Annotated in this window: 10 protein-coding genes and 1 riboswitch; of the genes, 6 read left to right on the top strand and 4 right to left on the bottom strand. The window is 70.2% G+C overall.

Annotated features, from left to right (window positions below):
- The first annotated feature begins 377 nt into the window (after positions 1-377).
- The gene (locus tag ACIP5O_RS01055; protein WP_401286991.1) at positions 378-1,142 is read left to right on the top strand and encodes an IclR family transcriptional regulator; all 765 of its coding nucleotides are present in this window, start codon (positions 378-380) and stop codon (positions 1,140-1,142) included.
- Positions 1,143-1,280: 138 nt separating this feature from the next.
- Positions 1,281-1,721: an SsgA family sporulation/cell division regulator gene (locus ACIP5O_RS01050; RefSeq protein ID WP_401288093.1), complete on the top strand. Its 441-nt coding sequence runs from the start codon at positions 1,281-1,283 to the stop codon at positions 1,719-1,721.
- A gap of 105 nt (positions 1,722-1,826) precedes the next feature.
- Here the strand turns inward: ACIP5O_RS01050 and ACIP5O_RS01045 are convergent, their stop codons facing one another.
- On the bottom strand, positions 1,827-3,236 hold the full coding sequence (locus ACIP5O_RS01045; protein ID WP_401286988.1) for a YibE/F family protein: 1,410 nt from the start codon (positions 3,234-3,236) through the stop codon (positions 1,827-1,829).
- Positions 3,237-3,308: 72 nt separating this feature from the next.
- Positions 3,309-3,455, top strand: a riboswitch (TPP riboswitch).
- Here ACIP5O_RS01045 and thiC point away from each other — a divergent pair.
- Complete coding sequence (gene thiC, locus ACIP5O_RS01040) at positions 3,449-5,230, top strand: phosphomethylpyrimidine synthase ThiC (RefSeq protein ID WP_401286986.1); 1,782 nt, start codon at positions 3,449-3,451, stop codon at positions 5,228-5,230. (Overlaps the previous riboswitch by 7 nt.)
- A 62-nt stretch (positions 5,231-5,292) precedes the next feature.
- On the opposite strand, the gene ACIP5O_RS01035 is transcribed toward thiC, so the two are convergent.
- From ACIP5O_RS01035 to ACIP5O_RS01025, 3 genes are all read right to left on the bottom strand, one after another.
- On the bottom strand, positions 5,293-5,943 hold the full coding sequence (locus ACIP5O_RS01035; RefSeq protein WP_401286984.1) for a hypothetical protein: 651 nt from the start codon (positions 5,941-5,943) through the stop codon (positions 5,293-5,295).
- 232 nt (positions 5,944-6,175) lie between these two features.
- Positions 6,176-7,666, bottom strand: a complete 1,491-nt coding sequence (locus tag ACIP5O_RS01030; RefSeq protein WP_401286981.1) for a metallophosphoesterase — start codon at positions 7,664-7,666, stop codon at positions 6,176-6,178.
- A 325-nt stretch (positions 7,667-7,991) separates the two neighbouring features.
- Complete coding sequence (locus ACIP5O_RS01025) at positions 7,992-9,098, bottom strand: LacI family DNA-binding transcriptional regulator (protein ID WP_401286979.1); 1,107 nt, start codon at positions 9,096-9,098, stop codon at positions 7,992-7,994.
- 391 nt (positions 9,099-9,489) lie between these two features.
- Here ACIP5O_RS01025 and hisC point away from each other — a divergent pair, with 391 nt between their 5' ends.
- The 3 genes from hisC (at position 9,490) to cydB (ending at position 13,413) form a co-directional block, all read left to right on the top strand.
- Positions 9,490-10,587, top strand: coding sequence for a histidinol-phosphate transaminase (hisC, locus tag ACIP5O_RS01020; RefSeq protein ID WP_356539721.1), 1,098 nt, complete (start codon positions 9,490-9,492; stop codon positions 10,585-10,587).
- Positions 10,588-10,863: 276 nt separating this feature from the next.
- Positions 10,864-12,372: a cytochrome ubiquinol oxidase subunit I gene (locus tag ACIP5O_RS01015; protein ID WP_401286975.1), complete on the top strand. Its 1,509-nt coding sequence runs from the start codon at positions 10,864-10,866 to the stop codon at positions 12,370-12,372.
- A gap of 18 nt (positions 12,373-12,390) precedes the next feature.
- Positions 12,391-13,413 (top strand): cytochrome d ubiquinol oxidase subunit II, encoded by a 1,023-nt coding sequence (cydB, locus tag ACIP5O_RS01010; RefSeq protein ID WP_401286972.1) that lies wholly within the window; start codon positions 12,391-12,393, stop codon positions 13,411-13,413.
- Positions 13,414-13,424 lie beyond the last annotated feature (11 nt).

Genomic DNA, 13,424 nt, shown 5'->3' with positions numbered 1-13,424 from the left:
GCTCGTGCGAGCACCGGCCACGGCGGCCCGGCCACAGCGGTCCGGTCCGGCGGCCCGGCCACAGCAGCCCGGTCCAGCGGCCCGGCCACAGCAGCCCGGTCCAGCAGGGCCGGTGGCCGAGCGTCAGTACCGGTAGCACAAGCCACTCATCGGTATGGCGGCAGCGGAGAGTGTTAGCCCGGGCGGGGGAACGGGCCGGGCTGGACGGGGTGGGGGCCCGAAGGCTGCCACTACAGTGGAATCTCTCCGCCGCGATGGGGACTACAGGCGTAGACCTCCTTACTGACCAGCGGTTTCCCAGGCCCGGCGGGCGCGGGGGCGGCCCCCGCGGGCGGGTGCGACGCATCCGTCGTCACGCCTGGGGGTGACCTTTGGCCATGGCTACGCGGACGACCGCTCCAACCCTGATCGGCTCGGTGCAGCGCGCGCTGAGACTCCTGGAGGCCGTGGCCTCCCACCCGGACGGCGCCCCGGCGAAACAGCTTGCCCGCGAGACGGGCCTTCCGCTGCCCACCACGTACCACCTGCTCCGTACCCTGACGCACGAGGGCTATCTGCTCCGCGAGAAGGGCGTGTTCGTCCTGGGGGACGCCGCCGTCAGGCTCGCCGCCGGCGGAGCTGTGCAGAATCGTCGCATCAAGATCGAGAACTCTCTCGCCCGCTGGCGGGACGAGCTCGGCGTCCCGGTCTACTTCGCCGTCTACCGGGAGGGAGAGGTCGAACTCGTCGCCGTCGCCGACACCCCCTCCGCCCCCGCCGTGGAGGAATGGGCCGATTTCCGCGAGACGGCGCACGCTCACGCGATCGGGCAGTGCATCTTGAGCCAACTTGATCCGGGAACTCGTCAAGACCACCTTGACCGCCACCCGGTGGAATCCATCACTCCGTACACGGTGAGTAACCGGAGTGCGCTTTTGGATCGTTTGGGCGGTTTGGGGAGAATGGAGCCCCTGGTGGAGCGTCAGGAATATGCGCTCGGCACGGTCTGCGCCGCAATCCCCCTCACCGCAGGCTCCACGGCGGCCGCGATGGCCATTTCCCTCCCCCTTCACCAGCAAGAACGGTTGCTCCCGGCAATCGAGCGACTACGCAGCGAGATCGGGAAGCTCTTCGGGTCGCTCGCGTTCTCTATCAGTATCTGAAAAATCACTCCTTGTGATCTGCTAGTGCTTACAGCACGATTGCGTCAAGAGGGCCACGGGGGATCATTCCTGGCCGTTTCGGTCACAGCTTTCAGCAGCTGTGTTTACACAACTGCTTCATCTACTGCGGGGTACATGATGCGAGAGTCGGTTCAGGCCGAGGTCCTGATGAGCTTCCTCGTCTCCGAGGAGCTCTCCTTCAAGATCCCGGTCGAACTGCGGTACGAGGCCCGGGATCCCTACGCGGTGCGGATGACGTTCCACCTCCCCGGGGACGCACCCGTCACCTGGGCCTTCGGCCGTGAACTGCTGCTCGACGGGATCAACCGGCCGAGCGGGGACGGCGATGTGCACATCGCCCCGACCGAGCCCGAGCGGCTCTCGGACGTCTCCATCCGCCTCCAGGTCGGCGGCGACCGCGCCCTGTTCCGGGCCAGCGCGCCACCGCTCGTCGCCTTCCTCGACCGCACGGACAAGCTGGTTCCGCTCGGTCAGGAACGGGCGCTCGGCGACTTCGAGGACAACCTGGAGGCGGCGCTGGGCCGGATCCTGGCCGAGGAGAACGCCGGCCCGGCCTGAAATCGCCGCACCGACGTCGAGTCGTCCCGATCCGGACCCTTCTGCGTAGCCGACCCCCCGAGCCGGCACGCCGACGGACCGGACGTACCACTCCTCGTCCTTGCGTCACTTGGCGCGGCGGCGCCGTCCGCCCCGCCCCGACGAGGTCTTCCGGCCGCCGGTTCCCGGGCGGCCGGTGGCCCCGGCGCGGTCGGCCGAGACCACGAGCGCCGCGAGCGCCGTGGTCACCGGGACGGACGCCACCAGACCGATCGACCCGACCAGCGTCCGGACGATCTCCTCGGCCACCAGCTCGCTGTTGGCCACCGTCCCCATGCTGCTCTGCGCGATGGAGAAGAGCAGCAGCAGCGGCAGGGCGGCGCCCGCGTAGGCGAGCACCAGCGTGTTCACGACCGAGGCGATGTGGTCGCGGCCGATCCGGATCCCCGCCCGGTACAGGCCGCGCGGCCCCATGCCCGGATCGGCCTGGTGCAGCTCCCAGACGGCCGAGGTCTGGGTGACCGTCACGTCGTCGAGCACACCGAGCGAGCCGATGATCACACCGGCCAGGAGCAGACCGGACATGTCGATGTCCGGATAGAGCCCGTGGATCAGACCGGTGTTGTCGTCCGTGTTGCCGCTGAGCGAGGCCCAGCCGATGAACAGCGAGCCGAGCAGCCCGATGAGCAGCAGTGAGATCAGCGTGCCGAGCACCGCGACCGAGGTGCGGGCCGAGAGGCCGTGGCACATGTAGAGCGCGATCAGCATGATCGCGCTCGACCCGACCACCGCCACGACCAGCGGGTTCGACCCCTGCAGGATCGCGGGCAGGATGAAGAAGGTCAGCACCAGGAAGCTCACGGCGAGCGCGATCAGGGCCATGAGCCCCCGCATCCGCCCGACCACCACGACCGCGAGGGCGAAGATGCCGGCGAGCACCGCCATCGGCACCTTGCGGTTCACGTCCGTCACCGAGTACTGGAGGTCGTACGGGGCGTCGGGGGCGTACGCCACCACCACGCCCTGCCCCTCCTCCAGTTGGCGCGGCGCCCCCGGCTGCACGATCTCGGTGAACTCGCGCCCCTTGTTCGGACCGGTGGTGACCTGGACCTTCGCCTTCTTGCACTCCCCCTGCTGGGCCTCGACCGCCTCGCGCCCCTCCGGGGTGGAGGTGTCCCCGGTCGGCGGGACCTGACCGGCGTTCACGACCTTGCAGTCGACGTACTCGACGGAGACGACCTTGCCCTGCTCGGTCTGCCGGTCGAAACCGACGCCGGTGCGCTCGTGCGGCGGGGCGCCGCCGGGCCACAGGGCCACGAGCCCGACCAGGACGGCGGCGGCGAAGGGGACCAGGACGGCGGCGATGACCTTGCGCAGATGCCGGGACACGGGCGCGGCGGGCCCGTGACTGTGGCTGTGCCCGTGGCCGTGCCCTGATCCATGACCGTGCCCGGAATCGGGTCCGCGGCCGTGGGACGACGGGCCCGTGCCGTGGGAGTGGTCGTGCGGCTCGGGGGTCTGCTGGGGGGAAGTCACCGACCGATCATCGCAAGAACGGCGGGGGGCCCACTGTTCAGCACGCCCGGGATGACGCTAGCGTGGTGACACCTTTGCACACGCGGGAGCTCGGAGCACCGGGCTGAGAGGGCGCTGATCACCGTACGCGCGTACCGATGTACGTACGGGAGGAGGCTGCGCCGACCGCCGAACCTGTTACCGGGTAATGCCGGCGTAGGGAGATCGGTCTCATGACCATTCAGGACGCACGCACGCCTGCCTCCGACCAGAACGACCAGTCCGACGGGCGCACGCCGGGCTGGCACAAGGGATACGTCCAGGGCTCGCGCCCCGACCTGCGGGTGCCGGTCCGTCAGGTGCACCTCACCAACGGCAGGGACGTCACGCTGTACGACACGTCCGGTCCGTACACCGACCCCACCGTCGACACCGACGTGCGGCGGGGCCTGCCGCCGCTGCGCGAGAACTGGATCATCGCGCGCGGTGACACCGAGGAGTACGCGGGCCGCCCGGTCCGCCCCGAGGACGACGGCATCAAGCACACCTCGCCGCGCGGCGGCGGGCTCAAGAACCTCGACGCGGTCTTCCCCGGCCGCCCCCGCCTGCCGCGCCGGGGCCGCTCCGGCCAGGCGGTGACGCAGCTCGCGTACGCCCGCCGTGGCGAGATCACGCCGGAGATGGAGTACGTCGCGATCCGCGAGAACGTCTCCCCCGAGGTCGTGCGGGAGGAGATCGCGGCGGGCCGGGCCGTGCTCCCGGCGAACGTCAACCACCCGGAGATCGAGCCGATGATCATCGGCAAGCGGTTCCTGGTGAAGGTCAACGCCAACATCGGCAACTCCGCCGTCACCTCCTCCATCGAGGAGGAGGTGGAGAAGATGACCTGGGCGACCAAGTGGGGCGCCGACACGGTCATGGACCTGTCCACCGGCCGCAACATCCACACCACCCGCGAGTGGGTGCTGCGCAACTCCCCCGTGCCGATCGGCACCGTGCCGCTCTACCAGGCCCTGGAGAAGGTCGACGGCAGGGCCGAGGAGCTGAGCTGGGAGATCTACAAGGACACGGTGATCGAGCAGGCCGAGCAGGGCGTCGACTACATGACCGTGCACGCCGGCGTCCTCCTGCCGTACGTGCCGCTCACCGCGCGCCGCAAGACCGGCATCGTCTCGCGCGGCGGCTCGATCATGGCCGCCTGGTGCCTCGCGCACCACAAGGAGAACTTCCTCTACACGCACTTCGAGGAGCTCTGCGAGATCCTGGCGGCGTACGACGTCACGTACTCGCTCGGCGACGGCCTGCGTCCCGGCTCGATCGCCGACGCCAACGACGCCGCCCAGTTCGCGGAGTTGAAGACGCTCGGCGAGCTGAACACGATCGCCAAGCGCCACCACGTCCAGACGATGATCGAGGGTCCCGGGCACGTCCCGATGCACAAGATCAAGGAGAACATCGACCTCCAGCAGGAGATCTGCGAGGAGGCGCCGTTCTACACGCTCGGCCCGCTGACCACGGACGTGGCGCCCGCCTACGACCACATCACCTCCGGCATCGGCGCGGCGATGATCGCCTGGTGGGGCACGGCGATGCTCTGCTACGTGACGCCCAAGGAGCACTTGGGCCTGCCCAACCGCGACGACGTGAAGACCGGCGTCATCACGTACAAGATCGCGGCCCACGCGGCGGACCTCGCCAAGGGGCACCCGGGCGCGCAGGAGTGGGACGACGCGCTCTCGGACGCGCGCTTCGAGTTCCGCTGGGAGGACCAGTTCAACCTGGCGCTCGACCCGGACACCGCCCGCGAGTTCCACGACGAGACGCTGCCGGCGGAGCCCGCGAAGACCGCGCACTTCTGCTCGATGTGCGGTCCGAAGTTCTGCTCGATGAAGATCTCCCAGGACATCCGTCGTGAACACGGCGGTACGGAGGAGGAGATCGAGGCCGGCATGGCGGAGAAGTCGAAGGAGTTCGCGGCGAGCGGCAACCGCGTCTACCTGCCGCTGGCGGAGTAGGGATCCGTCCGCTCACGGACCGGCCCGCGACCCCCGGGGGAGTCGCGGGCCGGTCCGGCGCGTCAGGGGCCGGCCGGATCCGGCGGGGTGGCGGCGAGGGCGTCGCGGAGGAAGGGGAGGATGCCGCGTTCGAGGAGGGCGAGGCGCCAGGCCTCGCGGGCGCGGGAGAGCTCGTCGTCCGGAGCGCCGGGCGGACCGCCCGCGTCCACCTCGACCGGGCTGTTGCGCAGGGCCGTCACGAGGAGTCCGGCGGCCGCGCAGAGCAGTCCGGCGGCGGCGAGCGAGCCGAACACGAGCCCGGCGGTGAGCAGGGTCGCGCCGAACGCCACGGTGGGGGCGAGGGCGTGCAGCACCGCGCCGACCAGCAGGAAGATGACGGAGGCGGCGCCCGCGAGGACGGGCACCATGACGGTGACGATCGCGACGACGCCCGCACCGGGGCCGGGAAGGTCGTACGGGGCCGGGGTGCGGGCCCCGACGGACGCGCGGTTCTGCTCGCGGACCTTCACGAAGTGGTCGTACTCGCTCGCGGCGGCGGAGGTGACGAGCGCCGTCGCGTTCAGCGTCATCGCGCGCAACTGCGCGGCCGTGAGCCGGATGCCGACCCCGGCGAGTTCCGGACGTGCGTGGGCGGTGCTCAGTGCGTCGTCGAGGACCCGCTCGTACTCGGCACGGTCCTCGGTCAGCAGGTGCGGAGCCACGTTCATGTGCATCCCCCGATGCTCCGTAGGCCCGTGTCGGACGCGGGAGGGCGGCCGGGCGGGCGGAAACGGAGGAGAGCCTGCTACGGATGCACCCGATGGTATTGCGGCGACGCGGCGGGCTGACAGGGAGTTTCCCGAAATCGTCCTTCCCGGATGCGCAGGGTGATAGCCGGGTGTCCGGTCAGCCGTTCAGCCGGTCGTTCAGCCGGTCGTTCAGCCGGTCGCTCGGTCAGCCGTTCGGTCAGCCGTTCAGGGGGAGTTGGACGACCAGGAGCTTTCCGGCCATGGTCACCCCGCCGTCCATGGCGATCGCGAGCCCGTCGGCGTACACGTGCGGTCCGTCGACGACCGGGCCTCCGCCGTCCTCGCCGTCCTCCGTGCCGACCTGGCCGAGGAGGTACGGGATCGGGCTGTGGCCGTGCACGATCCGGCTGCCGCCGTAGGTGGAGAGCAGCTCCTGGACGGCCTGCGGCCCCCCGTCGTCGCGGAACGCGAAGCGCTTGGTGAACTTCCGGAAGACGTCCCAGACCTCGTCCGCGTCGTTCCGGTTGAGGATGTCGTGGACCGTGTCGTTGACGTCCTCGATGGTCTCGCCGTATTCGAGGTACGCGGTGGTGTCCGAGTGCACGAGGAGGTGGTCGTCCTCCCGCACCACGGCGTCGAGCCGGGACATCCACTGGAGGTGGACGTCCTGGAGACGGTCCATGTCCTGCTTCTGGCCGCCGTTGAGCAGCCAGGCGGCCTGGAAGGTGGCGGTGCCCGCGCCGGAGTTGACCGGGGTGTCGCCGAAGCGTTTGGCGCCGATGAGCAGCAGTTCGTGGTTGCCCATGAGGGCCTTGCAGTAGCCGCCGGCGGCGGCGGCCTCGGCGGAGAGCCGCATGACCAGGTCGATGACGCCGATGCCGTCGGGGCCGCGGTCGGTGAAGTCGCCGAGGAACCAGAGCCGGGCGTTGCCCGCGGCCCAGCCGCCGTTCTCGTCGACGAGACCCTGGGCGCGGAGGGCCGCGACGAGTTCGTCGAGGTAGCCGTGGACGTCGCCGACGACGTAGAGGGGCCCGGGTCCGTCGCCGGCCGGGGCCTCGCCGGCGGGGCCGGGCACGGGGGAGACCTTCACCTGGACGGTGTCGCCGCGGTTGATGACGGGCAGGTCGCGCTCGGTCGGCGTGTACCCCTCGGGCATCTCGTCCTCGGGGAACGCGTTCCCGGGGTGGCCGGAGGCGACGGGGGCCGCGGGCGCCGCCGGGGAGGCGGGGTACGGGGGCGCGGCGGTGCGGTGGCCGAGGTGGAGGGTCGGGTCGGCGGGCATGGGCGCGGGTGCCTGCGGCGGGGGCGGGGGCGTCTGCGGTACGGACGCCTGCGGTACGGCCTCGGCTGCCCGAGGGTGCACCGGCACCGGGGTCGGCACCGGCACGGCCTCGACCGGGGAGGGCGCGACGGGGGGGAGCGGCTCGGCGGCGGGCAGCGGCTCCGCGGGGGGCAGCGGCTCGGCGGCGGCCGGCCGGACGGCCGGGGCCGGGGGCGCGGCGGAGTACGCGGTCGGGTGCTCGTCATGACGCTCGTCATGACGCTCGGCACGGCGCTCGGCACGGCGCTCGTCCGGCGCGGAGTACGGCTCCGGGCCCGACGGCTCGGCGGCATGGCTCTGCACGGGCACGCGTGCGTACGGCGGTACGCGGAAGTCACGCAATGTCGCCGTGCGTACCACGGGCTCCTGACCGGCCCCCTGAGTCATCGACCCCTCCACCACCGTCGCGATGCCCTGCACATCGCGGACCGGCCTGGTCGGGGTGGTCCGCGGTGTCGTCCGCCCATCATAGGAATGAGCGTCCTCCTGTGTGACGCACCAGGGGTGGTGAATCCGGGTCCACTCCGGGTTCACCAGTCGTTTCGCCCGAATTGGGAAGGTCCAGTCCAGGGTGGGAACCGGTGCGGTGATCGGTTTGACCGTTCCCGTCCACGGGCAGGGACGGGAACGGCGTGTGCGAAGGCGTTCCTCTTCGGGGAGCCGACCCTCCGCGTGCGCTTTTCGCACGGGGCCCTCGGGTCGGTCCTCCGGTTCAGTCCTTCGCGGGCGAGCGCGGCGGGCTGACCGTCGTGCGGGGCGGGCGGCGCTGCGAGGAGGTGCGGACGATGAGTTCGGTCGGTATCACCTGCTCGACCGGTCCGTCGTTCTCGACCCCCTCGATGGCGTCGATGAGGAGCTGGACGACGGCCGTGCCGATCCGGCGCGGTTTGAGCGAGAGCGTCGTGATGGCCGGTTCGGTGGTGGCGTAGCCGGCCGACTCGCTGCAGCAGACCAGCAGGAGGTCGTCCGGGACGCGGAGCCCGTAGCGGCGCGCGGCCGCGAGGAGGTCGGTCCCGTTGGGGTCGAAGAGGCCGTACACGGCGTCGGGCCGGTCCGGGCGGGCGAGCAGCCGGTCGGCCGCGACGGCGCCCGCGCACGGGTCGTGCGCCGGATAGGCCTCGTAGACGGGGTCCTGGCCCACTCGCGCGCACCAGTCGAGGTAGGCGGTGGTGGACAGGCGGGTGTACGTGTCCGTGCTGGTGCCGGTGAGGAGGCCGATGCGGCGGGCGCCGGCGGCGGCGAGGTGGTCGAGCAGGTCGAGGACGGCGGCTTCGTGGTCGTTGTCGACCCAGGCGGTGACCGGAAGGGTGCCGGCGGGGCGTCCGTCGGAGACGACGGGCAGGCCCTGGCGGACCAGTTCGGTGACGACGGGGTCGTGGTCGGAGGGGTCGATGACGACGGTGCCGTCGAGGGCGACGTTCGACCAGACGTCATGGCGGGAGGTGGCGGGGAGGATGACCAGGGCATAGCCCCGGGCGAGCGCGGCCGACGTGGCCGCCCTGGCCATCTCCGCGAAGTACGCGAATTCGGTGAAGGTGAAAGGTTCATCCCCGTACGTGGTCACGGTCAGGCCGATGAGTCCCGACTTGCCGGTACGGAGCGTGCGGGCCGCCGCGGACGGGCGGTAGCCCAGCCGGTCGGCGACCTCGCGGACGTGGCGGCGGGTGGCGTCGGGGAGCCGGCCCTTCCCGTTGAGCGCGTCGGAGACAGTCGTGATGGAGACCCCGGCGGCGGCGGCGACGTCCCGGATGCCCGCCCTGCCCTGCCGGCTCCCCCGGGTCTGTGCCCGGCTCACCTGGTGCTTCCCTGCTGCTGTCATGGCGAGCCGATAGTAGGGGGATGAGGGACGGTCGGGACGGTCGCATATGCAGACGTTGACAGGCACGTTTCTGCATGATCGAACTCTAGTAAATGCCTTCCAATTAAAGGTAGTTACTGAGATCAATCTGCGTCTTGGGGGTGGCGGGTGGCGTGGGCCTGGCGAGGGGCCGAAGTCTCCAAGAGGTCTCAACTCACCTCTACGGGGGATGCGCGCCACGGCGCTCGCCACCGGCGCGCGCCACCCGTGCGCGCGCCCCCCACTCGCCGGGGCGGCCCGGAAGCGGCCGGGGAGCCGTGTCCCTCCTGTTGTCCACAGCCCATTCGCAGCGGGGCCGAATCCTCTTAAGGTGAGCAGTATTGGCGGTACGGACGATCGAGGAGGCCACACTGTGAGCGAGACCAGCGGGACGAGCACCGGCAGCCCCAGGCTGCGCGCCGAGCTGGACGGCGTCCCCACCTACAAGCCGGGCAAGCCGGCCGCCGCGGGCGGGCCCGTGGCCTTCAAGCTGTCCTCCAACGAGAACCCCTACCCGCCGCTGCCGGGGGTCCTGGAGAGCGTGGTGGCCGGGGCCGACACCTTCAACCGGTACCCGGACATGGCCTGCACCGGTCTGATGGAGGAGCTGGCCGAGCGCTTCGGCGTGCCCGTCTCGCACCTGGCCACGGGCACCGGTTCGGTCGGGGTCGCGCAGTCGCTGCTCCAGGCGACCTCGGGCCCGGGCGACGAGGTGATCTACGCCTGGCGCTCCTTCGAGGCGTACCCGATCATCACGCAGATCAGCGGGGCCACCTCGGTGCAGGTGCCGCTGACCGACGGCGAGGTGCACGACCTCGACGCGATGGCGGAGGCGATCACCGACCGGACCCGGCTGATCTTCGTCTGCAACCCCAACAACCCCACGGGCACCGCGGTGCGCCGGGCCGAGCTGGAGCGCTTCCTCGACCGGGTGCCCTCCGACGTCCTGGTCGTGCTCGACGAGGCGTACAAGGAGTTCGTGCGCGACCCCGAGATTCCGGACGGCATCGAGCTGTACCGTGACCGGCCCAACGTCGCCGTGCTGCGCACCTTCTCCAAGGCATACGGCCTGGCCGGGCTGCGGGTCGGCTTCGCGGTCGCCCACGAGCCGGTGGCGGCGGCGCTGCGCAAGACGGCGGTGCCGTTCGGCGTGAGCCAGCTGGCGCAGGACGCGGCGGTGGCCTCGCTGCGGGCCGAGGACGAGCTGCTCGGCCGGGTCGGCTCGCTGGTGGCCGAGCGCGAGCGGGTCCGCGCGGCCCTGGTGGGCCAGGGCTGGACCGTGCCGGACACCCAGGCGAACTTCGTCTGGCTGCGGCTCGGCGAGCGGACGACCGACTTCGCGGCGGCCTGCGAGCGGCACGGCGTCGTGGTGCGCCCGTTCGCCGGCGAGGGCGTGCGCGTCACGATCGGCGAGGGCGAGGCGAACGACCTGTTCCTCCAGGCGGCGGAGGGCTTCCGCAAGGAGCTCTGACACCGACCGAGGAACGCCGGAAGGCGTTTCGACGGCCCCCGCAAGCAGCCGCTCGCGGGGGCCGTTCGCGTGCGGGGAGCACGTTTCGCGGTCGGGGAGCGTGTGAGGAAAGAGACGTCCTGTAAAGGGGCCCCGGAGACAAGTACGGATTTCGTATGAGCCATAATGCTTGTGAATGTGAACGCGTTCACAAGCGTGCCCCGGTTCGTCCCACTATCGGTGGAATGGTCAGGGCGGACCGCCGATGTGACCACGGCGATGTAAGGAGAAAGCGACGTGGACCTCGCTCTTGCGCCAGAGACGCTGGCGCGCTGGCAGTTCGGTATCACCACCGTCTACCACTTCCTCTTCGTCCCGCTGACGATCTCCCTCGCGGCGCTCACCGCCGGCCTCCAGACCGCCTGGGTGCGGACGGAGAACGAGAAGTACCTCAGGGCGACGAAGTTCTGGGGCAAGCTCTTCCTGATCAACATCGCCATGGGCGTCGTCACCGGCATCGTGCAGGAGTTCCAGTTCGGCATGAACTGGTCCGACTACTCGCGCTTCGTCGGGGACATCTTCGGCGCCCCGCTCGCGTTCGAGGCGCTCATCGCCTTCTTCTTCGAGTCGACCTTCATCGGCCTGTGGATCTTCGGCTGGGACAAGCTGCCGAAGAAGATCCACCTCGCCTGCATGTGGATGGTGTCGATCGGCACCGTCCTCTCCGCGTACTTCATCCTGGCGGCCAACTCCTGGATGCAGCACCCGGTGGGCTACCGCATCAACGAGGAGCGCGGCCGGGCGGAGCTCACCGACTTCTGGCTCGTGCTCACCCAGAACACGGCCCTCACCCAGTTCTTCCACACCATCACGGCGGCCTTCCTGGTCGGCGGCGCGTTCATGGTCGGCATCTCCGCCTTCCACCTGGCCCGCAAGAAGCACATCCCCGTGATGCGGACCTCGCTGCGGCTCGGCCTGGTCACCCTGATCATCGCCGGCCTCGGCACCGCCATCAGCGGTGACCTGCTCGGCAAGGTCATGTTCAAGCAGCAGCCGATGAAGATGGCCGCCGCCGAGGCGCTCTGGGACGGCGAGGCGCCCGCCCCCTTCTCGATCTTCGCCTACGGCGACGTCGACAAGGGCCACAACAAGGTCGCCGTCGAGATCCCCGGCCTGCTGTCCTTCCTCGCCAACGACGACTTCAGCTCGTACGTCCCCGGCATCAACGACGTCAACAAGGCCGAGCAGGAGAAGTACGGACCCGGTGACTACCGGCCCAACATCCCCGTGGCCTACTGGGGCTTCCGCTGGATGATCGGCTTCGGCATGGCCTCCCTGACCCTGGGGATCATCGGCCTCTGGCTGACCCGGAAGAAGTTCATGCTGGCACCGGGGCTGCGGACGGGGGAGGACGAGGTGCCGAATCTGGTCCTCTTCAAGAACCAGGCCCTCAGCCCCCGGATCGGCGAGTGGTACTGGCTCGTCGCGCTCTGGACGATGCTCTTCCCGCTGATCGCCAACTCCTGGGGCTGGATCTTCACCGAGATGGGCCGTCAGCCGTGGGTCGTCTACGGCGTGCTGCGCACCCGGGACGCGGTCTCCCCCGGTGTCTCCCAGGCCGAGGTCCTCATCTCGATGATCGGCTTCACCCTGCTCTACGCCGTCCTCGCGGTCATCGAGGTCAAGCTCCTCGTCAAGTACGTCAAGGCGGGACCGCCCGAGCTGACCGACGACGACCTCAACCCGCCCACCAAGATCGGCGGGGACACCCGTGACCCCGACCGGCCCATGGCCTTCTCGTACTGAGGCTCAGGAGACCGAGGCATGGAACTTCACGACGTCTGGTTCGTACTCATCGCCGTCCTCTGGACCGGCTACTTCTTCCTGGAGGGCTTCGACTTCGGGATAGGCATCCTGACCAAGCTGCTCGCCCGCGACCGGGCCGAGAAGCGGGTCCTCATCAACACCATCGGACCCGTCTGGGACGGCAACGAGGTGTGGCTGCTCACCGCCGGCGGCGCCACCTTCGCCGCGTTCCCCGAGTGGTACGCGACGCTCTTCTCCGGCTTCTACCTGCCGCTGCTGCTCATCCTGGTCTGCCTGATCATCCGGGGCGTGGCCTTCGAGTACCGGGCGAAGCGGCCCGAGGAGAACTGGCAGCGGAACTGGGAGCAGGCCATCTTCTGGACCTCGCTGCTCCCCGCGATCCTCTGGGGCGTGGCCTTCGGCAACATCGTCCGGGGCGTGAAGATCGACGCCGACATGGAGTACGTGGGCACCTTCTTCGACCTGCTCAACCCGTACGCGCTCCTCGGCGGACTGGTCACGCTCACCCTCTTCACCTTCCACGGGGCGGTCTTCGCCGCACTGAAGACGGTCGGGGACATCCGGGTGCGGGCCCGGGGGCTCGCGCTCAAGCTGGGCCCGGTCACGGCGGTGCTCGCGCTCGCCTTCCTGATCTGGACCCAGGTCCACACGGGCGACAGCTGGAGCCTCGCGGCGACGGTGGTCGCGGCGGTGGCGCTCGTCGGCGCGATCGTCGCCGTCGGAGCGGGACGCGAAGGCTGGTCGTTCGCGCTCTCGGGCGTCACGATCGCCGCCTCGGTGGCGATGCTCTTCCTGGCGCTCTTCCCGGACGTCATGCCGTCTTCGCTCCGCCCCGAGTGGAGCCTCACCGTGACGAACGCCTCGTCGAGCCCGTACACGCTCACGATCATGACGTGGTGCGCCGCGATCGCGACCCCGCTGGTGCTGCTCTACCAGAGCTGGACCTACTGGGTGTTCCGCAAGCGGATCGGTACGCAGCACATCGCCGACGCGCAGCACCACACCGCCGACGCCCACTAGGGCCGGTCGGC

This window comes from Streptomyces sp. NPDC088915 (assembly GCF_044749825.1).
Classification (GTDB): domain Bacteria; phylum Actinomycetota; class Actinomycetes; order Streptomycetales; family Streptomycetaceae; genus Streptomyces.
This window is presented reverse-complemented; position numbering and strand designations above follow the sequence as displayed.